We start from the raw sequence: 22,362 nt of genomic DNA, 5'->3' as shown, positions 1-22,362 counted from the left end.
GGGGGCGTTTAATCGCCCTTCAAGGGAGACAATTCATTTTTTTTGCGTTAGGCGGCTATGTATTACCGATAGCAGATAAAAAATAAGGATTATCAACATGATAATCCTTAGCGATTTTTCAGACTGTCGCAACGTTAGCGGTCATCTCGATCGTCGCGGTGTTCAATATTTCCGCGCCCACCGTCCTTACGCTGGTATTCACCTTCAAAGGTGTTCCCGCCAGAAGGCGGTGCGCCGGAAGCGGAACGCCAGATGTGTAAGTGAGGCATCAGTTTAAGCGTCAGGCTTTTCTGTACTGGCGGCAGTAACAGCAACAGCCCCAGAAAGTCGGTCAGGAAGCCCGGAATCAGCAGCAGGAAGCCAGCCAGCACCAGTGAAACGCTTTTTACCATTTCAGCCGCAGGGCTTTCACCTGCCGCCATTTTCTGCTGCATCTGCACCAGCGTTTTCATCCCCTGATTGCGCACCAGTGAGACGCCCACGCAGGACGTGAAGACCACCAGCAGCAGGGTCATGGCGACGCCCAGCACTTCAGCCACTTGAATAAACAGCGATATCTCGATGTAAGCTAAAAGAAAAATCAGTAATAACGGTAACCAGCGCACCCGGTTCTCCTGTGTTTTTTAACGCGTACTGTCGTTAATAAGAACGTGTGTTAATGAAAACGTGTTAAGCCATCGCGATTGAAAATCCAGATACGCTTTACTCCCAATGGATTAGGTAAGGCACGCGCTCTGCTCTGCGATCTGGCACATCATGATTTAGTTAAATGGGTACGCCTTTGCACGTTTTCAAGCCGCCACTCCACGATTATTGTTCTAAAATAATGACTCGTGACTACAATCACAGTTCATTTACCGTAACGGTAGAGAACGCCAGTATAGTGATCTAAACACCTATTTTTCACTGTCACAACGACATATCCTCACGGCAATGGATATATGGTTGGTCAAACATCCCAATACTATTGCCGAGAGAAGACGGTTTATCCGTAGTCTCGCTATTTTCCGAAGTAAGGCCATCTGAAAAACCAGCCCACAACGTCTAGCCACCTCACTAGTCGTACAACAGGATAGGAATTTTCATGTCAGAAAACATCCGTATTGAAGAAGACCTGTTAGGCACCCGAGAAGTTCCCGCAGACGCGTATTATGGCGTTCATACTCTGCGCGCCGTCGAAAACTTCTATATCAGTAACAATAAAGTCAGCGACATTCCGGAGTTCGTGCGCGGCATGGTCATGGTGAAAAAAGCCGCCGCGCTGGCGAACACAGAACTGCAAACTATCCCGAAGAAAATTGCCGATGTCATCATCCGCGCCTGTGATGAAGTACTGAATAACGGCAAATGCATGGATCAGTTTCCGGTGGATGTGTATCAGGGGGGCGCTGGCACGTCGGTCAACATGAATACCAACGAAGTATTAGCCAATATTGGTCTGGAGCTGATGGGCCACCAGAAAGGCGAATACCAGTATCTGAACCCCAACGATCACCTGAATAAATGCCAGTCCACCAATGACGCCTACCCTACCGGATTCCGTATCGCGGTCTACGCAGCCATACTCAAATTGACGGATGCGATAGCGAAGTTGAGCGCTGGCTTCGAGCGTAAAGCCAACGAGTTCGAAGACGTTCTGAAGATGGGGCGGACCCAGTTGCAGGACGCCGTGCCAATGACGCTCGGCCAGGAATTTCATGCATTTCACGTACTGCTGCAAGAGGAAATCAAAAATCTGCTGCGCACGGCGGAACTGCTGCTTGAGGTCAATCTAGGGGCTACCGCAATCGGTACGCGTCTGAACACGCCGGACGGCTACCAACAGCTGGCGGTGCAGCGTCTGGCAGAAGTCAGTGGCCTGCCGTGCGTACCAGCAGAAGACTTGATCGAAGCCACGTCAGACTGCGGTGCCTATGTCATGGTCCACAGTTCTCTGAAGCGTCTGGCGGTGAAACTATCGAAGATCTGCAATGACTTGCGTCTGCTCTCTTCAGGTCCTCGCGCTGGCCTGAATGAAATCAACCTGCCGGAATTACAGGCGGGCTCTTCGATCATGCCCGCAAAAGTGAATCCCGTGGTGCCGGAGGTCGTCAATCAGGTGTGCTTCAAGGTTATCGGTAACGACACCTGCGTCACCATGGCATCAGAAGCCGGGCAATTACAGTTGAACGTGATGGAGCCGGTTATCGGTCAGGCGATGTTTGAATCGACTCATATCCTGACCAACGCCTGCTACAACCTGCTGGAGAAATGCGTCAACGGCATCACCGCCAATAAGGACGTTTGCGAAGCCTATGTTTTCAACTCTATCGGAATCGTGACGTATCTGAACCCGTTCATCGGCCACCACAACGGCGATATCGTCGGCAGAATCTGTGCGGAAACGGGCAAGAGCGTGCGTGAAGTCGTACTGGAGCGAGGTCTGCTAACAGAAGCGGAGCTGGATGACATTTTCTCCATCCAGAACCTGATGCATCCGGCTTACAAAGCCAAACGCTATACCGATGAAAACGAGCTTCCTTAACACCAACGTTTAATTTTTATCAGGCACGTCCGTTCACGAAGAACCGCGTGCCTTTATTTTTTGCCGTCTACGGCCATAAGAATAAGTTATGTACTCTAAATAATTCGAGTTGCATGAAGGCGGCAACCGCATGAATCCCCAGGAGCTTACACAAGTAAGTGACTGGGGTGAGTAAGGGCAGCCAACGCACAAGCAGCTTGAAGTATGACGAGTAGATTGAATTTTTATTATTAATTAAGGAGCATAGTCATGCTTGGTCTTGAGTTACTCATCGTTCTGCTCGCCATCTATTTGGGGGCACGACTGGGAGGTATCGGCATTGGTTTCGCCGGTGGCCTGGGAGTGCTTGTTCTTACGCTGGGGTTTCAGATAAAACCTGGCGTAATCCCTTTTGATGTCATTGAAATTATCATGGCCGTTATCGCCGCCATCGCCGCCATGCAGGTGGCGGGCGGAATGGATTATCTGGTCAGTCTGGCGGAGAAACTGCTGCGTAAGCACCCGAAATACGTCACCTTTCTCGCGCCGCTGGTCACCTACTTTATGACGATTCTGGCTGGAACCGGGCACACCGCGTTTTCCACCCTTCCGGTTATCGCCGAAGTCGCCAAAGAGCAGGGAATTCGCCCTTCTCGCCCGCTTTCGATTGCCGTTGTCGCCTCGCAAATCGCGATTACCGCGTCGCCAATCTCAGCGGCGGTGGTGTTTGTCGCCGGTATTCTTGAACCACACGGGGTTAGCTACCTGCTGCTGCTGGGGATCTGTATTCCTACCACGCTGGCTGCGATCATGCTGACGGCGATAGTGACTAACTTCCTAGGTAAAGAGCTGAAAGACGACCCAATTTATCAGGAACGTCTGAAAAAAGGTGAAACCACGCTGCGCGGTAATAGCCAGCATGAGATCAAACCGGGTGCCAAGCTGTCCGTGGTGCTGTTCCTGATTGGTATCGTCGCTGTCGTTCTGTATGCCACGGCGATCAGCGGCACGGTTGGGCTGATTCAAAACCCCGTTCTGCCACGTAATGAAGCGATCGTGGTCTTCATGCTGACCATCGCTACGCTGATTTGCATCACCTGTAAAATCGACACCGCACGCATCCTCTCTGCCAGCACGTTTAAGTCCGGCATGAGCGCCTGTATCTGCGTGATGGGCGTGGCTTGGCTGGGTGATACCTTTGTTAAAGCGCATATTTCCGATATTCAGGACACCGCAGGCGCACTGCTGCAAAGCTACCCGTGGATGCTGGCCGTTGTACTGTTCTTCGCTGCCACGCTGCTTTACTCGCAGGCGGCAACAGCAAAAGCGCTGATGCCTGCGGCGTTGCTGCTGGGCGTATCACCAGTCACGGCGGTGGCGTCTTTTGCTGCCGTTTCCGCCCTGTTCGTTCTGCCAACCTATCCAACCCTGCTGGCAGCGGTGGAGATGGACGATACCGGCTCAACGCGCATCGGAAAGTTTGTGTTTAACCACTCCTTCCTGATTCCCGGCGTAATGGCGATTACACTGTCGGTGATATTTGGCTTTATCCTCGGCAGCATCCTGATCTAAAAATTATCCTTCGAATAGCCCCTCGCGGATCGGCCTGACAGGTCGATCCGTATCATTTCCTCACGCAAATAAAGCAAGGTATAGTGTGGCTCTGGTTGTCTGGAATTTGTTCATCTGACACGGAGGATATGATGTCTGACCGCCCGCTTTGCGATGCCGTCGTCATATTATGTACCGCACCTGACGAGGCCTGTGCACAACAGCTTGCCCATTCGCTGCTGGAAACGCGGCTTGCCGCCTGCGTCACCTTGCTGCCCGGTGCTCGTTCGCTCTACTATTGGGACGGCAAGCTTGAGCAGCAATCAGAAGTACAAATGCTGATAAAAAGCGATATCTCACATCAGCAAGCCCTGCTGACTCATCTGAAACAACAACACCCTTATGATACGCCAGAGCTATTAGCCCTGCCGGTATCTGGGGGCGATGGCGATTATCTGACATGGCTCAACGCATCTTTACGCTGATTTTCCTGTTATGGACAGCTGTCGGCACATCCAATGTGGCCGCCTCTTCTTTCGGTCAGAAACTGTTTGGCAACAGCGCGACGTCGCGCTTTCTGCCGGTCGATGGGGCTTTCGCCTTTGAGTTTCAGCAGCAGGGGAACCAACTTAATCTGCGCTGGGATATCAATCCCGATTACTACCTGTACCGCGCACAAATCAAGATCGAAGGAAACGGTGCCGCACTCGGCAAGATAGCGTTGCCACAAGGCGAAAGCCATAACGACGAGTTTTTCGGTCAGGTCTTTATTCTGCGGGATCGCTTGGCGCTAGCGGTTCCCATTGAACAGGCAGAGAGCGGTGCAACCGTCAAAGTGACCTATCAAGGTTGCGCCGATGCAGGTTTCTGCTATCCGCCAGAAACGCGAACCGTACCGCTCAATCAGGTGCTGGCTAACGCAGGCGCGGATACATCGAATACCGCATCAGCCCAGACGCCGCAGGCCACGCCGATGCCGTTCTCGCCGTGGTGGGCGCTGCTGATTGGCATCGGCGTCGCCTTTACCCCCTGCGTCCTGCCAATGTACCCGCTAATTGCCAGTCTGGTACTGGGCAGAAAAGAACAGCTAACACCGCGCCGCACGCTGCTACTATCGATGACTTATGTTCAGGGTATGGCGCTAACCTACACGCTACTTGGGCTGGTTGTTGCCGCGGCCGGATTGCGTTTTCAGGCTGCGCTCCAGCATCCGTACATTCTGATTGGCCTGTCGGTGATGTTTGCCGCGTTGGCGCTCTCTATGTTTGGCCTGTATACGCTCCAGCTCCCATCATCGGTACAAACCCGGCTGACAGAGTGGAGTAACCGTCAGCAAGGCGGCTCCGTTACGGGCGTATTCTGCATGGGCGCGCTGGCAGGTCTGATTTGTTCCCCCTGCACCACCGCGCCGCTCAGCGCCATCCTGCTTTATATCGCCCAGAGCGGCAACATGCTGGCAGGCGGTGGCACGCTTTATCTCTACGCGCTCGGGATGGGCTTACCGCTCATTCTGGTCACGCTGTTCGGCAATAAACTGCTGCCACGCAGCGGCCCGTGGATGCAGTACGTTAAGGAAGCGTTTGGTTTCATTATTTTGGCACTGCCCGTCTTCCTGCTGGAACGCATTCTCGGTGAGACGTGGGGAGTGCGACTGTGGGGCGCACTGGGTATCGCCTTCTTCGGCTGGGCACTTATGCTGACGCTGCGCAGCAACAAAGGCTGGATGCGTGGCGCACAGCTACTGCTGCTGGCAGGCGTGGTGATCAGCGCCAAGCCGCTGCAAGACTGGGTATTTCCTCCGGCTGGCGTGGCACAAGCCCACACATCAGCACTGAACTTCGCCCCTGTCGCCAATATTGCCGATCTCAACAGCGCGCTGGCAAAGAGCGCTCAGCCTGTTATGCTCGATCTTTACGCTGACTGGTGCGTTGCCTGCAAAGAGTTCGAGAAATACACGTTCAGCGACCCGGCTGTGCAAAACCATCTGTCGCGCATCACGCTGCTACAGGCGGACGTCACCGCTAACCGCGAAGAACAAAATGCGCTGCTGAAAAAGCTACAGGTTTTAGGGCTGCCGACCATCGTATTCTTTGACGCTCAGGGGAAAGAAATCCCCGGCTCGCGCGTCACCGGTTTTATGAATGCTGAACAATTTCAGGCACATTTACAGAAGTTCAGCCCATAAACGACACGTTATATGTGCTTCTGGAGGAGACCTAATGCAACGGGAAGATGTTCTTGAACATGCGCTTACTCTGCTGGAGCAGCACGGCTTTGCCATGACGACGCTGGATATGCTGGCGGAGAGACTAGGCGTTCCGGTAGAGGAACTGACGCCATTCTGGCCAGATCGTGAAGCACTGCTGTACGACGGCCTGCGTCACCACAGCCAGCAAGTCGATACCTGGCGGCGTCAGCTACTATTGGATGACGAGAAAAGCATTGAGCAAAAGCTACTGGCACGCTATCAGGTGTTACACGAATCGGTGAACAAACAGCGTTATCCGGGCTGCTTGTTTATTGCGGCGTGCAGCTTTTTCCCTGATATCAATCACCCTATCCACCAGATTGCGGAACAGCAGAAGCTAGCGTCTTACCAGTACACTCGCGATTTGCTGGAAGAACTGGAAACCGACGATCCCGAAATGGTGGCACAGCAGATGGAACTGATTCTGGAAGGCTGCCTGAGCAACCTGCTGGTCAAGCATCAGGCCGCCAGCATCGCCACCGCTCAACGCTTAGCAGAGGATGTACTACGCTTTGCACTGTGCCGCAAAAACGGTGCACTCACCTGATTTCAGGCACAAAATGCGGTAAAGCCCGCATTTTGGCTGAAAAGTCGGCAGTCAGTAGGGTTTTCCATGCTTTCATTGATAAACCCGTTGACGACACGCGGCCAATACGGTTTAATGCGCCCCGTTGCCCGGATAGCTCAGTCGGTAGAGCAGAGGATTGAAAATCCTCGTGTCCTTGGTTCGATTCCGAGTCCGGGCACCATATTTTTGTTTTGGGACGTTCCTATACGTCCGGGAACATAGCAAAATCAGTAAGTTGATGAAAATCTGGAGTACCTCAAGGTACTACCAGATTTTTTGACATCCGTAGTTTTTGGGGGCTTAATTGGGGGCCTGTCGGTTCGATAAACTACGGAGCCCCCACCATGCCTCTGACTGATACCGCCATCCGCAACGCCAAGCCGCTCGATAAACCTTACAAACTCAGCGACGCGCAGGGTCTGTACCTGCTGATTAAACCTAACGGTTCCAAGCTCTGGCATCTTAAGTACCGCTTCGGCGGCAAGGAGAAGAAGCTAGCGTTTGGCGCTTACCCGACTGTCTCGCTTGCCAGTGCCCGTAAACTGCGTGAAGAAGCCCGAACTATTCTCAGCGCAGGGGACGATCCCGGCGTAAAAAAACAGCACGACAAACAGGCAAAGAAAAACGGCAATACCTTTGAAGCCATCGCTCGTCAGTGGGTGGCCGCGAACATTCGCTGGAGTGAAGCACACGCCGCCAAAGTCCTGCGTTCACTGGAACTGCACGTTTTTCCGCTCATCGGCAATGTCCTTGTCACCGACCTGAAAACCGCCAACCTGCTGATCCCGCTGCGGATAGCGGAGAAAAAGGGTTGTCTGGAAACGGCTGCACGGATACAGCAACGCACGACAGTCATCATGCGTTACGCCGTGCAGGAAGGACTGATTGCCAGCAATCCGGCCAATGACCTCTGCGGAGCAATCACCCCGCCGCCGAAAAACCATTACCCTGCCCTACCGCTGGAAAAGTTGCCAGAACTGCTGGAAAGAATAGAAGGCTATTCAGGCAGACTGCTGACAAGGTTGGCGGTACAGCTTAATTTGCTGATCTTTATCCGCTCCAGTGAATTGCGTTTTGCCCGTTGGGTAGAGATCGATCTGGATAACGCCATGTGGACACTTCCCGCACAGCGGGAGCCTATCGCTGGCGTGCGTCACTCAGAGCGCGGCGCAAAAATGAAAACGCCTCATCTGGTGCCGCTGTCAAAACAGGCGGTAACGATACTGAAGCAGCTAAAACTGTTGTCCGGCAACGGGGAATTACTCTTTCCCGGCGATCACGATGCCCGTAAGCCAATGAGTGAGAACACCATCAACAAGGCGCTGCGCACAATGGGTTATGACACACAGGTGGATATCTGCGGACATGGCTTTCGCACGATAGCGTGTAGTGCGTTGATCGAATCAGGTCGCTGGTCAAAAGATGCTGTGGAGCGGCAGATGAGCCATCAGGAGCGCAATCACGTTCGTGCCGCCTATATTCACAAAGCGGAACACCTCGACGAACGGACTCAGATGATGCAATGGTGGTCAGATTATCTCGATGCCTGCCAGCATCAATTCATCCCGGCTTATCGCTTTGAGAAGTCGATTAAGGTTGCCTGAGCCAGACTGATATACCTATGGAATAAGTCGCTTCTAATCGAACAGAGGCGGCTTATCTTGTTTCTCTACGCCGCTGTTGTATCAGGGCTGAGGCGGAGCGCAGCAGAGCGAGCACCGAACATCCCTGATACAACAGCGGGATTCTGTCATCATCAAAATTACACGTGTTTACAGGGACAAGCGATATGACAGGCCGCCCTTGTATTGGCTTTTTAATGGATGCGAACAGCAGAAATTAAAAAGTGGCGTGAGGCGAGTAAATTCCATTTCGTAGAAATGGCTAATTTGCGTCGCCCGAACCCACCCGCGAGCGTTTCCCCCAAGGGAAACCGAGCAGGCCGGGGGAGCCGAATAAATTTTGCCGCCCCAGCGAGCAAAAAGACGCGCCCACGCGTCGGTTTATTTGGGGGGCTTGCCCCGCACACCGTCGCAGCTAAGTCTCCGGCCAAAAGCCGGTAGCGAGGCGCGACCAACCCATTTAAAGCAGCGTTTCCCGTTATTTCGCACCGAGCTTGCGAGAAAGAGAAATAACAGGCTAAAACGCGCGTCTTAAAGGGGTTGGTCGCGCGTAGCGCGCGACGGTGTGCCGCCGTTGACCTTGGGGGTTTTGGCGTGGCGTCCAGCCGCGACATTACCCCCATGCGACAGGCAATAAGGGCGTCCAGCCCGCATGAACTGGCGCACGCCGTTTTGTGCCTGGAAATGTATTTTCCGGCACAGGGCTGCATTGCTGCCACCGCATTCGCCTCATGCGCTCGCCGCATATACTTGCCCCATACCATGGGGCGAAGTCACGGGGTGAGAGCATGGGGCGAACAACAAAAGTAAACTGTCGCGCTTCGCTTGCCTTCTCCCGAACCGTTACCAACCTAGGTCGATAACGGTTCGGGAGATCCTGTTTTACTTTAACGATCTTCTGATTTGCGGTAACGGGAAGGCCAGATTTCCGCAGGTGAAACCCCCAGCGCTTCCGCAATCAGCTTTTCCCCTTTCGGCCAGTGTTTTGTTAACGCGTTTGCCAACGTGGAAGACGCTAACCCCGCTTCTCGGGAAACGGCCGCCAATGTTGTTCCCTTCTTTCTTAACCCGGCGATGATATCTGCCGGGTGCCAATCCTTATCAATCATCTCCATGATCCTTATTTTGTGGCCTCACATTAAACATCATTTGTTCAGATAGTCTAAACAACTACGATGTTAAGTAATGCTAAACACTAAGTCAATGTATGATCATTGATGGTGTAATGGATGCTGCCTACTCGTCTCAAAGCCGCCCGACTACGGGCTAATCTAACTCAGGAAAAATTGGGAGTTCTTGCTGGCATTGAAGAAGAAACTGCGCGTTCTCGCGTGTCTCAATATGAAGGTGGGATACATCGTCCAACATTTGAAATGATGTGCTCATTTGCAAAGGTACTTAATGTACCGGAATGTTACTTTTACACGGTAAACGATGATTTTGCTAAGATGATTCTGGAGCTTTACCTTAAACATCAGAGTCATTCTTAACGAATGCAAATAAATCCCCGCCTCTATTGTTCAGGAAGTCTAAGCAACCTACATGTAAAGTAGTGCTAAACATGCTATCAATATCCTTATTGATGGTGCCATCATGTTGCCCATTCGCCTTAAAACGGCTCGTTTACAAGCCAATCTCACTCAAGAAAAGCTAGGCGTACTGGCTGGCATTGAAGAAGCCACTGCACGATCACGCATATCCCAATATGAAAGCGGTATACATCGCCCAACATTTGAGATGATGTGCGCGTTTGCTAAAGTGCTTAATGTGCCAGAGTGTTATTTTTATACAGTTGATGATGATTTTGCTGAAGTTATTCTAAAAATTTATAATGAATGGTCGAACGATCATTAAATACTAATAATACGGATAACTAATAATAATGAGTTACTGAATAATTTGAGAGGGGGTTACAAATGAGGCTTCATGTCTATTCACTTGATAATATTCTCAAGAGCAGCAATAAGGATTATTTGTTGATTGACCAAATCGCTCAGTCCGGACTGAGTTTTATCGGAGTGTTATACTATTAAGAAAAATTAATTAGTAAAGTATAGCTATTCCCTCTGTAGAGGTTATCGCCAGTGCCTTCTTTCTATCAACACAGTAAAATTTGAAAAGGAATATAGCGGTGAATAAAAACGTCAATGGATTATTACTTGAAACCGATCCATTCGAACCAGAAGGTGGCGGCATCAGCAGCTTTAGCATTAATTATCTGATTTTAAACTATAATTCGCTAGCAGAATTACCACCTACAGACATTTCATCTGGCATCGCAGAATTCATATCGAACGGATTAATAATAAAAAGCGAAGATAACGATTATTATAGTGTTACTAGGAAAGGGAGAATTACTCGAATAGTGCATCTGGCGGAAAAGAAAAAGCTACAGCCAGCCCTTAGAGAGCAACATAACTACAATACAGATGATCTGATTCTTTCTTTACTCGCAAGCAATAAAATAGATGGATGGAGCCAGTCAAGCTTCACTGAGTCCGGAATAGGTATTTACTTACACCAACATTCATCCAAGAATATTAATGATGCCATTACCATATTGCTAGATAAAGGTTTCATGGCAACTGAAGCACCTTTCCGTAACAATTGGTTTAGAATTACTGGGTCGGGATTACAATATTACCTTTCCACAGTCAGGCAAACATTAGGCTTAAATTCAGATACAGGGATACTCACACCTGTAGCTGAGAAATATATCAATGACAAGATCTTTAACCTGCCTAATTTGCAAGACCACATTAAAGAAAACCTTAATTCTCGCTGGTCAGAAATAGAGAAATGTGCTTTTTCTGAAGCCTGGCTTGCCAGTGTAATTATGCTCGGCAGCCTATTAGAAGGTGTACTACTCGCAGTGTTAGAAGCAGCCGGGAAAAAAGCTCTGGATGCAGTTTCTGCACCTAAGAACAGAAATAGTGGAAATGTAAAACCCATTGATATATGGACACTACAAGACTACATAAAAGTAGCCATTGAACTAAGAATAATCCCCTCCAGTATAGAAAAGCATATCCATGAGTTGCGTGATACCCGCAACCTTGTCCATCCCAACAAACAACTTCGCGAAAATATCATCGCCGATGAATCGTTGTATCGGATATCTAGAGAAGTGACAGAAACTGTTATCGACGCTTTGCAGCGGTGATAATACACAGACCACATATCCAAAAACTATTTAATGCATTGATATAACAGTTTATTTTTCTATTTAAACACTAACAGCTTAAGCAAAAAAGGACAATTCACTTATGCACATCTCCAAGCTAAGTCTGGTTAACTACAGAAACTTTGCCAATACCAAGCTGTTATTCCAAAAAGGTATAAATACCGTTATTGGCGAGAACGGTTCTGGAAAAACTAACCTGTTTCGAGCTGTTAGACTGCTGCTTGACGATAACATGATCCGCTCGGCCTACCGATTGGACTCTACAGATTTTCATCGCGGTCTAGGTCGTTGGCAAGGTCACTGGATCATCATTAGTCTTGAGTTCGAAGAAATTTCAGCTGATGAAGCGATTCAAGCATTGTTCCGACATGGGGCTGGTATCATTGATGATGAGGTGATTGGCAAAGCGACATACAATCTTATTTTCCGGCCAAAGAAAGAAATTAGACTACGCCTTGCTCAGTTGAACGATGGTGACCATGCGGGCCTTGCTACGATATTGGATCCAATCACTCCAGACGATTATGAAACCATATTTACAGGTCGGAGCAATGCTGACTTCAATGATGAAACCTTCTACAAAACCGTAGTTGGCGATTTTGATAACGTTCGATTCAATGAAGAAGTAGAATTTCCTGCTATTGGAGCAAAAATTCCGAGCGTACTTTCTGTTTCCAAGGAGATTTCTTTTACCTTCGTCCAAGCACTGCGGGATGTTGTATCAGAGTTTCATAACAATAGAACCAATCCACTATTGTCACTTTTGAAGAGTAAAAGTGGTGAAATCGATTCTGTAGCATTCCAAGCTATCACCAATGATGTTAAAGCGTTAAATAACTCAATTGAAGCCCTATCGGACGTGCAAATCGTTCGGACAGACATCAGAAGCACTATAAAAGACGCAGCTGGCGAGGCTTACTCTCCATCATCGCTTTCAATCAAATCTGATTTGCCAGATGAAGCTGACAAGTTATTCCAATCACTCAAGCTATTTGTCGGAGAGTCAGGAGAAGGCTATGAAGGGCCTATCCACGAACTGAGTTTAGGTGGGGCAAATCTGATATTTCTTACCCTAAAGCTATTGGAGTTCAAATATCAGAAAGCTAAGCAGTCAATCGCTAACTTCCTGCTGATTGAGGAACCGGAAGCCCATATTCATACGCACATCCAGAAGACGCTCTTCGACAAGCTTCAATACGAAAATACACAAATAATATACTCAACCCATTCTACGCATATCTCAGAGGTGAGTAACGTTCAGAACGTAAACATTCTCGGCAGAGAAAACGATCGATGCGAGGCGTACCAGCCCTCTACCGGTTTAAAACCAGAAGAAGTTGGTAATATCCAACGCTATCTGGATGCTGTACGTAGCAACTTACTGTTTGCTAAAAGCGTTATTCTTGTGGAAGGCGATGCTGAAGAAATCTTGATCCCTATTCTCATTAAAAAAGTGCTTGGTATCAGCCTGGATGAACTTGGCATTAGCTTGATAAACATTCGGAGCACCGGATTCCAGAATATTGCGGTTCTTTTCCATAGTGATCGAATCCGAAAGAGATGCAGCATTATCACAGATCTCGACAAAGCAATAATTAACACAACACCCGCTGTTGGTGACTCCGACAAGATGCTACGACGTAAAAGTAAGTACAAGGCTTCTCAGGAGAAAGGTATCGCCAGAAAAACATTATTGGCGGAATTGTATAAAAATAATCACTGGGTTTCGTCGTACTTTGCCCCACATACTTTCGAAGTCGATTTTGTTTCTGCCGGTAATGCAGACCTTCTGGTTAGTATTCTTCCTCATATCTATACGGACAAACCAACCATAGAAAAAGCCAAGAAGGAGCTTAAATCTGCCGATATTGCTCTTTATGGGCAAAGAGCACTAACGATGGCTAATAGTGAGGGGAAAGGTTGGTTTGCCATCTTGCTGGGGAAGAAAGTCAATCCAGAAACGGTAATTCCTCAGTACATTCTCGATGCTATCGCTTTTGCACACCCTTTAATCAAAAAGGAAGTTTGGTTTAACGTATTAAGCTATCGAGTGAACTATATTGATGAGAATGATTTTGTCACTCCATCGGCGGTTTTCGCAGAGTTCAGAGAAAAACTTCAATCCTTCAGAAGAGGAGATATTGACTTTGTTGACATCCGGAAAGAAATGCTCGCCACTTTCCCCACTGATCGCATCAACAATATTCTTAAGGTCTTCTAACTATGTTCACGTGGAATAAAGGGGATTTGAATCAAGAACAAGAAGATGCCATTCTTGCTCCTGAGAGTGTGTTTCTCATTGCTTGTCCCGGTAGTGGGAAAACTCGAACGCTGACTTACAAGATTGCCTATGAACTGTCTAGGCTGAAATCTAACAAACAATTTGTTGTTGCGATCACCTATACACATCGTGCTGCGGATGAGATACACGAACGTATTGAAGACCTTGGAGTGGATACCTCCCAACTATGGATAGGCACCATTCATTCATTCTGTCTTGAATGGATACTAAAACCCTACGGCATATATCATGAAGCATTGGATCGAGGCTTTCGCGTAATCGATCAACATGAACGCCAAGAGATTCTTGATGATTTGTGCAAACCTTATTTAAAACTAAAGCCAAAAATCACTTTCTGGGATTGTGATTTTTATTTCATAGAAGCAGGCTATATACTGTTATGCCCACAGGTCAACAAGCACAATGGCCTGAATAAAATACTGAATAAATACTTTGAAATACTTAGAGAAAGCCGAAAAATAGATTTTGAGCTTATCCTCTTTTATTCCTATCAGTTAATTACTCATCACCCTGAAATTAGCTCGCTCCTAGGACAACTGTTCCCTATCGTGCTGGTTGATGAGTATCAAGATACTAAGCAAATTCAGTATTCAATCATTACAGCTATCCTTAAAGCTAGTCGAGGTGCGACCAGAGCCTTCATTGTCGGCGATCCGAATCAAGCTATTTACCAGTCACTCGGTGGATACCCAATTTCTTTTGAGGATTTCAAATCAATGGCTAGCATTGATATTGAAGAACTTGAATTATCGAGGAACTATCGTTCATCCGAGCGCATCATTAACTATTTCGGAAATTTCAATGCTCATGCAACTCGTATTGAAGCAGCCTCTGATGACAAAACTTACCAAAGCCTTATCTCCTTCGACAACGCGATAAATAAAAAAAATCTGGAATCTGAATTAATACGACTCATCCGATTCAATATAGAAACTATAGGAATTGCGCCGCATAATGTGTGTGTGCTTGCTCCACAATGGACACATCTTGCGAGTATGACCCGTCGTCTCGCAGCAAGCATGCCCGAGTATTCATTCGATGGTCCCGGCCAAGTACCTTTCGCCAGAGACATAGAAAACTTTTGGTACAAACTTTCAAAAATTGCTCTTACACAAGCATCTCCAGGAATGTATGTACGTAGACTCCGTTGGGCTGGCGAAGTACTAGGTGACCTTGAGGCAGCAGGAGTGAATACAGCCGCGCTCACTCGGAGCACTTTTTTAAGAGAATGTAATACAATTAAAATAGATGAAATAGATGGTCTCATCTATCTCCATACCTTTTTTGAAATGCTGTTTACCAACTTAACAATAAACTTTCGTCTCTTTCCACAACTTCAAGAACATCACACAGCATTTTTCAAAAGTTCACAATCTAGAATTGATCGGCTTAGAAGTGAAGGTAGTGAATTTATCGGAGATATAAAAACATTCAGGAAAGTGTTTCAAAGTAAAACAGGCATAACAATTTCAACAATCCACGGAGTAAAAGGCACTGAATTTGATACAGTTATCGCCTACGCTTTATTAGAAGACATGGTTCCGCACTTTAATGATCCTAACGGCCAAGAAAGTGCAATGAAATTGCTATACGTCATCAGTTCTCGAGCCAGAAAGAACTTGCATCTAATTTCAGAAAGAGGGCGTATTCACCAATATAGTGGCCAAGAATACCAAGCAACCCTTAAGCTTATGGCATGTAACTTTGGATATGACAAGATTCCTTAGTAACTAAAAACCCGTACAAAAAAGTTATTAATTGTTGCCTACATATCTGTAGGCAACATAAAGAAATCCGGTTCGCGCCTCACTTTCCAAAAGCAGTAGCCATACACATTTTATCCTGCCTGTATAATATGGAAACGCTCCTAATCTAAATAGCTGTTCCTAATACCGCTACACCCTGCACAAGTTTTGTGGCACAAGGAATAGTCAGATTTCCAGCATGAAAGCCCTTGGTATCAAGGCTCTAAAGTCGTAATGATGAGCAATGGAGTAATAACTATTAGTTACTAAGTGATCTACTATTCGGAACAGCTATTTAGTTTCTTTTTTTCAAACTATTCTGAGCTGAGACCACTACAGATATAGTGACGACACAGCGATTGTAATTGCACTCAATATAATTAAATACTGTCGTGCACATTATTTCCCGACTGGTTATGACTGGATTTTATTGGTTAAGGAGTCAGGGCTAAACACCTTTATCCAGATGTAAAGGATGTGTATGGTGATACTAAGACGTGTTGCCACGCAGGAAACAGAATGAGCCCCGTCAATAACCTGCTTGACTGCTTTAATTTCAAACTCTTCGGGATAACGCTTACCGCTCATGGACACCTTTCTTTTTATCGTGACAACCATCACAAAAACAAAGCGATTTTTTATGGGGGCTTTCGTGGGGGCGCGGTTTACGATAAAAATCAAAAAAATAGATAATTAACAGCAAGTTAATCGTGAGTATGATTCCGAGTCCGGCACCACCTTTCCTTTTTTATGCCTCCTTATCAATCCCTATGTTGTTGCGATTCAACAAGTTGGCGTGAAAATCTTTTCCGATGCGTTTTGATTTATCCCTTCGTATCGGGGAATTTGTGGGTCAGATTGCGGGTCATTCAGTTCGATGAACGGGAGTGACCCTCATATGTTAACTGACAGCAAAGTCCGATCTGCGAAACCTCTCGCAAAATCTTATAGGCTCACTGATTCGCAAGGCCTGTACCTCACGGTATCACCCAGCGGCGCTAAGTTATGGTATTTCCGCTATCGCTTCGGCGGTAAAGAAAGCCGTCTGGCCTTTGGCCCCTATGCGCGGAGTTATACGGCTGGCTAACGCGCTGCGCTTATTGGCTCCTGATGGACTTTCTCTATGATAGAAAACCCATCAGTAGCCTTGTCATAAAATCATTCGAACATTCTGCCAACCGTCTTTTGATACGTTAGAATTTGCTATATCAACTGACTCACACCACCGTTCAGCCTTTTGGTTCAATACCGCACGTCTGGAGTTCCTTACGCAGAACACGCTTTATCCACGTAGCCGACGTCTTATCGCCATCTTTTTGTACAAAAATAAAATCCACTCCCCACAGACACTGTAACAAGCGTTCATCAATACGCGTTAATAAAGTATTTCTAACGTCGTAATCATAAAAAATTTACAGCTAACCCTTCTCTTTATTCTCTCGACCGCCGTTATACAGCCGCAAAGCACGGGAATATTATCCGGCATCTGATAGGTGAAGGGTGCTCCTGCGATAACCCGATTGAATAACAGCATTCATTATGCTGAATAAACGACCTTTTCTCTGCTTCAGAAAAAATCGACAAAAAATAAAATCCAGCGTAGAAATATCACCATCAGTGTTCAGGATAGCCCCAGAGATATTATTTCCCCCTGATGTGAAAAATGAAAAAATCAGCAAATTGTTACTTCCTCATACAGAAAAACCATCAATGGAAAACTTTCATCCACACTTGATGTTTTAATAGCACTATCAATACGATAATATAATGCAGACTGTTCAACCTTGCTGTTATATTGAACGTTATAAATTTTAAGTAGAGAATCATTCTGCATACCATTGTAATGGCATACTCCTTTTTCGTCCCACTCACTGATAAGGTAAATTAATTTTCACATAGCGCTTAAGTTTTTGTAAAAAAATTCAAGTGGATTTGAAAATTAACACCTCACTTAAAAAAATACATTAAATTTCTTATTTTTATTCAGTGACTTATTTTTATTTTTCGCTTTGAAATACTCATATTCATCACAATGGTAATAACCAAAAACAAATGAAATAAACTATAATCAATAAAATAATTATTACGATATTAATTATAAAACACACACAAAAAAACACCGAATAAATATTTTATTTCTTAGTTGATTTTCCCTTGCTAGCAGCTAAATTAATATTCACAACCATTAATCACCACCTCCAACGGACTGTTCATAAATAGATTAATTATTTTATTAAAATTACATTCTTACGAATTAAATTAACAAAAATAATTAGCAGGGAATTAATTAATAATGCAGAACAATTCAGATTAAAAAAACCAAATATTAATAATATTAAAAACATCCATACACCAAGCAGCAAAGAGAAACTCTTATCTGAGTTTTACACATCTAAATCGAGGAAGGAAAGATCATGGGAAGAAGCAAAAGCCTAGAAAAAATGTTGGCCGAGGAAAAACGCAACAAAGAGCGTCTTGATGAAATATCGCGTGACCTTGAGGCCCAGTTGAAAGGCGCTGATGAAGAACTTCGCCAATATGCGAAAAACTTCTATCAGAACGACGGCAGAAACTGGGATTATAATGAGTATATTTCCGGTAAGCAGTCCGATTTCCAACTAGAGGACAGCTGGTCACTGGGTAACCTTTCGGAAATCATCAACAAGATCTCTAACGCCGTCGTTGGCACTGTTACTGGGCAAATCACCAACGTACCGGAAGGAACAACAGTGTCTCCCGATGCCAAGGAGATCAATAAAAGCGGTAATCTGACCGATGACACTCGCTTGTTGGTCGCCACAAACTGCTTCAACTTGCTGTCGGGCATCGTCAACTCGTTCGGTAGCATCAGCAAAGTTCAGGTGCATACCGCATCAAGCACCATACCGATCGGCCAAGGATTGCGTATTTTTGCTTCGGTCGCCACCAACGTCAGTCAGCAGCGCTCGTTCTTCAATAACAAAATTCTCTGCACGTATCGTTACGTCTACTTCGTATCCTATTCAGTAGACGAGTTCCATGAACAAGCAGAGCGTACTTTGGTAGCCCAGTACGAACGAACACTCAACGCTCTGAACAAGGCATCCATACAGAATGACGACAAGTTCTCCAATGGTAGCATCGATCTCGACCAGTATCTTGAGACCGCCGACAAGTTAGAAGCAAGAACCCTGGAAGTGATTCGCAAGATTGAGCAACTCAAGAAAAAGGATGGAGACCTCAAAGGCATCGCCGAACTGCATACGCGTCAGAACAACTTCCTGATAGGACGCAAAATCGAACTGGCTCGGACCAAGAATCTGGCACAGCATTTCGACAAACTGATTCAGGCGCTGAAGTCAGAATGATCTAACTTAGCCAAAAACATTGGCCAGCCTAGATTCGACAATCTGAGGCTGGTCCATTCCTCCTACAATCCCAACTCCCCGTCGTCATAAGCAACATGAACATTCTCAGGCAGCAGCGTTTGCGTTTGTAGCCAGCGATCCAGTTCGTGGCCGATGTGGGTCAGGTATAGCTGTTTGGGGTTAAGCTGAGTAAAAATCTCCAGCGCACGAGTGATGTCATTGTGGTTGCGTGGAGGTGTCGCTTGGGGAGGATGGCTGCAATCGACAACGGCATAATCCAGCGTGTGTGATGCAAGAAACTGAGCCGTTTCGGGCGGTAGACCGACGGTGTCGGTCAGGTAGGCCAGCGTGTGCGTCGGTGTCTGAATGAGGTAGCCATAGGTTAATTTGGAATGGATTAAGGGCACCGGCGTGATCCTGATACCGTCCAGTTCGAAGGACTGGAAAGCCATCAGCGGTTTTTGAAAATGCAGAATCCCTGGGTGTTTGAAGAGGTCGTCGCAGCCCGCTTCATCTGGGGGGCCAAAAACCGGAATGGGATCGCCGTAACCCCAACGCAGGGGAAATAATCCCTGAACGTGATCCATGTGGTAGTGGGTCAGCAAAATATACCGATGCGAATAAGGGAGTAGATACGGCGCTAGCTCGGGCAATCCCGCATCAATCAGGATGATCCGGTCTTTGGTTGTGATCGCCGCGCAGCAGGCGCGACGCCGTTTTCTTTTATCTCGCTGCGCCTGCTGACAGATCTCGCATTCGCAGCCAAATGCGGGAACCTGCTGCGCGCCGCCGGTTCCCAGAAAGTGAAAAGCGATCCCGTCATTGCCCGCAGTCATCAACTTTCTCCTGATATACGGTATACCTGACATGTCGTTATTATTCGCGGTGCACCGCGCAAGCCCTGTCGAACGGCAGCAGCGACTGAAAGACAGATAAGGTATGTTGCAGATCGCCGTCGTTATTCAATAAAACGCAGTCATTTTGTAAGCGGCTTTGCTCTTCCCCGGCACGCTGTAAGCGAGTGGCAATCTGCTGTTCGCTTTCCCGCCCTCTGGCGCGTAGCCGCTGACGCAGTGCCGATTCAGAGACGGTCAAACATATCGGAAACAGCGTATTGCCATAGCGTTCACGCGCCTGAGCCAGATAAGCTCGCGAGCCGTTGACGATGACGTCACTTCCCCGCTGTAGCCAGTCATCAATCTCTATCCCGATGCCGTAATGGCACTGATGCGCCTGCCAATTGAGCGCGAAAATACCAAGCTGCTGACGGATCGCAAACTCTTCAGGAGTCAACGCAATGTGGTTCTCTCCTTGAATTTCTGCGGGACGGGTAATGTACCGATGCGCGACCAGCAGACGTGGCAGCGGTAATTGTCGGATTGCCCGGAGCAGGCTGTCTTTGCCTGCTCCAGAAGCACCAATCAGGTAGATGAGTTTTGTCATGATCAGAATACCCGAACACCCTGACGCCACACGCGCATCAACTTCATGTGCGGCACATGCCGTTTGACGAGCAGCAGGTCAGCTCGCCGTCCTTCTTCAATACAGCCGCGATCGTCAAATTTCAGTGCCTGAGCGGGATTGCTGCTAACCAGTGCGATAGCACGCGGCAGATCGTAATCATTACGCTCATCCTCTGCGATCATGAACGCCGCCTCCAGCAGACTGGCCGGATAGTAATCTGAAGACAAGATGTGAAGTACGCCCAGCGTCGCCAACTGGTGTGCCGACACATTGCCGGAATGCGAGCCGCCGCAGATAACATTTGGCGCTCCCATCAGTACGTCCATTCCAACGCGATGTGCCTGCTGCGCCGCGATCGCGGTAGTGGGAAATTCGGCAATGCTCACACGATGCTGGTGGGATTCGGTGATATGCTCCGGCGTCGCATCGTCATGGCTGGCCAACGTGATACCTTTTTCGTGGCAAAGGTGCACGATAGCCTCGCGGTTAGGCTGCGACCAACGGCGTGAACCGGTCAGTTGTTCTTCCTCAAACGCGGCCATTTGTTCATCATTCAGGTGATACTTGCCTTTGTAGTACTGATGATATTTCTCCTGAGAGGAAAATTGCCGCTGCCCCGGAGAGTGATCCATCAATGATACGAGCGCGACCAGCGGAATATCCGCCAGTTGTTCAAAGAGGGGGAACGTATCCTGATGCGGCAGCTCGCAGCGCAGGTGCAAATGATGATCCGCCCGATTGGTACCGTGTTGCTGACTGTGCAGTACCGCATCTGTCATGCGCCGCAGGTTCTCAAGCCGATGCCCGCCATCACGTAAGTCCCCTACTGCAACGGCATCCAGCACGGTGGTGATCCCACTAGAGATAATCAACGCATCGTGGTTGCGCATCGCCGCTTCAGACGGCCAGTTAACACCGGGGCGTGGGGTGAAACACTTATCGAGATTATCCGTATGTAGCTCGACCAACCCCGGCAGGAGCCAGGCCTGTTCACCATCCAGCGCACCGGGATGGCGGCTCGGTCTATCGCTGATGTGATGGATCACACCGTTACGCACTTCCAGTGAGCCATGAATGATTTCCCGTGAGAGCACCATATTGACGTTATTAATGATCATTTACGTTCTCCTGCGTGCGGGAAGCCATTGCCATTGAATAAAGGCGATCGGCGACGTGTTGGCGCACTTCGTCATCGTGAAAGATGCCGACGATGGCACACCCTTTGTCTTTCGCATTGTTAATGAGCTGTGTGACAGCCAGTCGATTTTTGGCATCCAGCGAGGCCGTTGGTTCGTCTAACAGCAAAATCGGGTAATCACCAATAAACCCACGGGCAATATTGATGCGCTGCTGTTCACCGCCGGAAAAGGTGGCGGGCGCGAGCGACCACAGCCGCTCAGGGACGTTCAGGTGCGTCAGTAATTCACCAGCGCGAATCTCGCTTTCCTGACGTGACATACCACGTTCAAGCAAAGGCTGGATGACCACGTTCAATGTGCTAATACGTGGGATGACACGCAGGAATTGGCTTACCCAGCCCAACGTTTCGCGGCGGATTTCCAGCACATGGCGGGCATCCGCGTTGACGATATCGACCCAGCGCTCGCGATGACGTACCCAGATATGGCCACCGTCAGGCTGATAGTTGCCGTACAGAGAGCGCAGCAGCGTGGATTTCCCGCTCCCGGAATGCCCGTGCAGCGCCACGCATTCACCGCTTTTCACCGACAGACTAATATCGTGGAAAACTGGCAGCCGCGCGCCCTGCTGGTTATATAACACGAACGTTTTATCAACGTTCTCGATGCGTAATTGCGTATCCATCAAG

The 22,362-nt window shown here is 47.9% G+C and carries 20 protein-coding genes, 1 tRNA gene and 1 pseudogene; 15 read left to right on the top strand and 7 right to left on the bottom strand.

The window, feature by feature from the left end:
- Positions 1 to 134 precede the first annotated feature (134 nt).
- Positions 135 to 605: an FxsA family protein gene (locus E2566_RS03035; protein WP_107170160.1), complete on the bottom strand. Its 471-nt coding sequence runs from the start codon at positions 603 to 605 to the stop codon at positions 135 to 137.
- Between the two features lie 479 nt (positions 606 to 1,084).
- Here E2566_RS03035 and aspA point away from each other — a divergent pair, with 479 nt between their 5' ends.
- The 7 genes from aspA (at position 1,085) to E2566_RS03000 (ending at position 8,474) form a co-directional block, all read left to right on the top strand.
- Positions 1,085 to 2,524 (top strand): aspartate ammonia-lyase, encoded by a 1,440-nt coding sequence (gene aspA / locus E2566_RS03030; protein WP_107170161.1) that lies wholly within the window; start codon positions 1,085 to 1,087, stop codon positions 2,522 to 2,524.
- A 249-nt stretch (positions 2,525 to 2,773) separates the two neighbouring features.
- Entirely contained in the window at positions 2,774 to 4,075 is a 1,302-nt protein-coding gene (locus tag E2566_RS03025) for an anaerobic C4-dicarboxylate transporter (RefSeq protein WP_107170162.1), read from the top strand.
- A gap of 131 nt (positions 4,076 to 4,206) precedes the next feature.
- Positions 4,207 to 4,539 carry a divalent cation tolerance protein CutA gene (gene cutA, locus E2566_RS03020; RefSeq protein ID WP_107170163.1) on the top strand — a complete coding sequence of 111 codons (333 nt, stop codon included), beginning with the start codon at positions 4,207 to 4,209 and terminating at the stop codon, positions 4,537 to 4,539.
- On the top strand, positions 4,515 to 6,239 hold the full coding sequence (locus tag E2566_RS03015) for a protein-disulfide reductase DsbD (RefSeq protein WP_107170164.1): 1,725 nt from the start codon (positions 4,515 to 4,517) through the stop codon (positions 6,237 to 6,239). The genes cutA and E2566_RS03015 overlap by 25 nt, the downstream gene beginning before the upstream one ends.
- Before the next feature lie 34 nt (positions 6,240 to 6,273).
- Positions 6,274 to 6,849: a transcriptional regulator gene (locus tag E2566_RS03010; RefSeq protein WP_014914059.1), complete on the top strand. Its 576-nt coding sequence runs from the start codon at positions 6,274 to 6,276 to the stop codon at positions 6,847 to 6,849.
- A 126-nt stretch (positions 6,850 to 6,975) separates the two neighbouring features.
- Positions 6,976 to 7,051, top strand: a tRNA-Phe gene (locus tag E2566_RS03005).
- 163 nt (positions 7,052 to 7,214) lie between these two features.
- On the top strand, positions 7,215 to 8,474 hold the full coding sequence (locus tag E2566_RS03000; RefSeq protein ID WP_107170165.1) for a tyrosine-type recombinase/integrase: 1,260 nt from the start codon (positions 7,215 to 7,217) through the stop codon (positions 8,472 to 8,474).
- A 905-nt stretch (positions 8,475 to 9,379) separates the two neighbouring features.
- Here the strand turns inward: E2566_RS03000 and E2566_RS02995 are convergent.
- Positions 9,380 to 9,601 (bottom strand): helix-turn-helix domain-containing protein, encoded by a 222-nt coding sequence (locus E2566_RS02995; RefSeq protein ID WP_010301503.1) that lies wholly within the window; start codon positions 9,599 to 9,601, stop codon positions 9,380 to 9,382.
- A gap of 120 nt (positions 9,602 to 9,721) precedes the next feature.
- Between E2566_RS02995 and E2566_RS02990 the strand changes: the two genes are divergently transcribed.
- The 5 genes from E2566_RS02990 to E2566_RS02970 all read left to right on the top strand — a co-directional run bounded on the left by E2566_RS02990 (position 9,722) and on the right by E2566_RS02970 (position 15,705).
- Positions 9,722 to 9,982 (top strand): helix-turn-helix domain-containing protein, encoded by a 261-nt coding sequence (locus tag E2566_RS02990; RefSeq protein WP_107170167.1) that lies wholly within the window; start codon positions 9,722 to 9,724, stop codon positions 9,980 to 9,982.
- A 103-nt stretch (positions 9,983 to 10,085) separates the two neighbouring features.
- A complete protein-coding gene (locus E2566_RS02985) occupies positions 10,086 to 10,346 on the top strand; it encodes a helix-turn-helix domain-containing protein (RefSeq protein WP_107170168.1) in 261 nt (86 codons plus the stop codon).
- A 277-nt stretch (positions 10,347 to 10,623) separates the two neighbouring features.
- Complete coding sequence (locus E2566_RS02980; RefSeq protein ID WP_107170169.1) at positions 10,624 to 11,655, top strand: hypothetical protein; 1,032 nt, start codon at positions 10,624 to 10,626, stop codon at positions 11,653 to 11,655.
- Between the two features lie 103 nt (positions 11,656 to 11,758).
- Complete coding sequence (locus E2566_RS02975) at positions 11,759 to 13,897, top strand: ATP-dependent nuclease (RefSeq protein ID WP_107170170.1); 2,139 nt, start codon at positions 11,759 to 11,761, stop codon at positions 13,895 to 13,897.
- Between the two features lie 2 nt (positions 13,898 to 13,899).
- On the top strand, positions 13,900 to 15,705 hold the full coding sequence (locus E2566_RS02970) for a UvrD-helicase domain-containing protein (protein WP_107170171.1): 1,806 nt from the start codon (positions 13,900 to 13,902) through the stop codon (positions 15,703 to 15,705).
- Positions 15,706 to 16,137: 432 nt separating this feature from the next.
- On the opposite strand, the gene E2566_RS02965 is transcribed toward E2566_RS02970, so the two are convergent.
- On the bottom strand, positions 16,138 to 16,311 hold the full coding sequence (locus tag E2566_RS02965; RefSeq protein ID WP_165800664.1) for a transposase: 174 nt from the start codon (positions 16,309 to 16,311) through the stop codon (positions 16,138 to 16,140).
- Between E2566_RS02965 and E2566_RS02960 the strand changes: the two genes are divergently transcribed.
- The 3 genes and pseudogenes from E2566_RS02960 (at position 16,243) to E2566_RS02950 (ending at position 19,070) form a co-directional block, all read left to right on the top strand.
- Positions 16,243 to 16,416, top strand: coding sequence for a hypothetical protein (locus E2566_RS02960; protein ID WP_165800663.1), 174 nt, complete (start codon positions 16,243 to 16,245; stop codon positions 16,414 to 16,416). The two genes, E2566_RS02965 and E2566_RS02960, sit on opposite strands and share 69 nt — an antisense overlap.
- Positions 16,417 to 16,621: 205 nt before the next feature.
- Positions 16,622 to 16,804, top strand: a pseudogene (locus tag E2566_RS02955) (Arm DNA-binding domain-containing protein); the annotation flags it as partial.
- 1,333 nt (positions 16,805 to 18,137) lie between these two features.
- The gene (locus E2566_RS02950) at positions 18,138 to 19,070 is read left to right on the top strand and encodes a hypothetical protein (RefSeq protein WP_107170173.1); all 933 of its coding nucleotides are present in this window, start codon (positions 18,138 to 18,140) and stop codon (positions 19,068 to 19,070) included.
- Between the two features lie 62 nt (positions 19,071 to 19,132).
- Here E2566_RS02950 and phnP read toward each other — a convergent pair whose 3' ends face one another.
- The 4 genes from phnP to phnL form a co-directional block, all read right to left on the bottom strand.
- Positions 19,133 to 19,885, bottom strand: coding sequence for a phosphonate metabolism protein PhnP (phnP, locus tag E2566_RS02945; RefSeq protein WP_411829386.1), 753 nt, complete (start codon positions 19,883 to 19,885; stop codon positions 19,133 to 19,135).
- A gap of 61 nt (positions 19,886 to 19,946) precedes the next feature.
- Positions 19,947 to 20,513: a ribose 1,5-bisphosphokinase gene (gene phnN / locus E2566_RS02940; protein ID WP_107170175.1), complete on the bottom strand. Its 567-nt coding sequence runs from the start codon at positions 20,511 to 20,513 to the stop codon at positions 19,947 to 19,949.
- A 2-nt stretch (positions 20,514 to 20,515) separates the two neighbouring features.
- On the bottom strand, positions 20,516 to 21,652 hold the full coding sequence (gene phnM / locus E2566_RS02935) for an alpha-D-ribose 1-methylphosphonate 5-triphosphate diphosphatase (protein ID WP_107170176.1): 1,137 nt from the start codon (positions 21,650 to 21,652) through the stop codon (positions 20,516 to 20,518).
- Complete coding sequence (phnL, locus tag E2566_RS02930; RefSeq protein ID WP_107170177.1) at positions 21,642 to 22,358, bottom strand: phosphonate C-P lyase system protein PhnL; 717 nt, start codon at positions 22,356 to 22,358, stop codon at positions 21,642 to 21,644. Before phnL ends, phnM begins: the two co-directional genes overlap by 11 nt.
- Positions 22,359 to 22,362 lie beyond the last annotated feature (4 nt).

Source organism: Pectobacterium punjabense, from assembly GCF_012427845.1.
In the GTDB taxonomy this organism is placed as follows: Bacteria; Pseudomonadota; Gammaproteobacteria; order Enterobacterales; family Enterobacteriaceae; genus Pectobacterium; species Pectobacterium punjabense.
Note: the sequence above shows the minus strand (reverse complement) of the source record. Positions and strands in the feature narration are given on the sequence as shown.

Excerpts from the sequence above, each read along its gene's own strand:
- aspA (WP_107170161.1), top strand. The coding sequence starts at position 1,085 with ATGTCAGAAAACATCCGTATTGAAGAAGACCTGTTAGGCACCCGAGAA.
- E2566_RS03025 (WP_107170162.1), top strand. The coding sequence starts at position 2,774 with ATGCTTGGTCTTGAGTTACTCATCGTTCTGCTCGCCATCTATTTGGGG.
- cutA (WP_107170163.1), top strand. The coding sequence starts at position 4,207 with ATGTCTGACCGCCCGCTTTGCGATGCCGTCGTCATATTATGTACCGCA.
- E2566_RS03015 (WP_107170164.1), top strand. The coding sequence starts at position 4,515 with ATGGCTCAACGCATCTTTACGCTGATTTTCCTGTTATGGACAGCTGTC.
- E2566_RS03010 (WP_014914059.1), top strand. The coding sequence starts at position 6,274 with ATGCAACGGGAAGATGTTCTTGAACATGCGCTTACTCTGCTGGAGCAG.
- E2566_RS03000 (WP_107170165.1), top strand. The coding sequence starts at position 7,215 with ATGCCTCTGACTGATACCGCCATCCGCAACGCCAAGCCGCTCGATAAA.
- E2566_RS02995 (WP_010301503.1), bottom strand. The coding sequence starts at position 9,601 with ATGATTGATAAGGATTGGCACCCGGCAGATATCATCGCCGGGTTAAGA.
- E2566_RS02990 (WP_107170167.1), top strand. The coding sequence starts at position 9,722 with ATGCTGCCTACTCGTCTCAAAGCCGCCCGACTACGGGCTAATCTAACT.
- E2566_RS02985 (WP_107170168.1), top strand. The coding sequence starts at position 10,086 with ATGTTGCCCATTCGCCTTAAAACGGCTCGTTTACAAGCCAATCTCACT.
- E2566_RS02975 (WP_107170170.1), top strand. The coding sequence starts at position 11,759 with ATGCACATCTCCAAGCTAAGTCTGGTTAACTACAGAAACTTTGCCAAT.
- E2566_RS02970 (WP_107170171.1), top strand. The coding sequence starts at position 13,900 with ATGTTCACGTGGAATAAAGGGGATTTGAATCAAGAACAAGAAGATGCC.
- E2566_RS02960 (WP_165800663.1), top strand. The coding sequence starts at position 16,243 with ATGAGCCCCGTCAATAACCTGCTTGACTGCTTTAATTTCAAACTCTTC.
- E2566_RS02965 (WP_165800664.1), bottom strand. The coding sequence starts at position 16,311 with ATGAGCGGTAAGCGTTATCCCGAAGAGTTTGAAATTAAAGCAGTCAAG.
- E2566_RS02950 (WP_107170173.1), top strand. The coding sequence starts at position 18,138 with ATGGGAAGAAGCAAAAGCCTAGAAAAAATGTTGGCCGAGGAAAAACGC.
- phnN (WP_107170175.1), bottom strand. The coding sequence starts at position 20,513 with ATGACAAAACTCATCTACCTGATTGGTGCTTCTGGAGCAGGCAAAGAC.
- phnM (WP_107170176.1), bottom strand. The coding sequence starts at position 21,652 with ATGATCATTAATAACGTCAATATGGTGCTCTCACGGGAAATCATTCAT.
- phnL (WP_107170177.1), bottom strand. The coding sequence starts at position 22,358 with ATGGATACGCAATTACGCATCGAGAACGTTGATAAAACGTTCGTGTTA.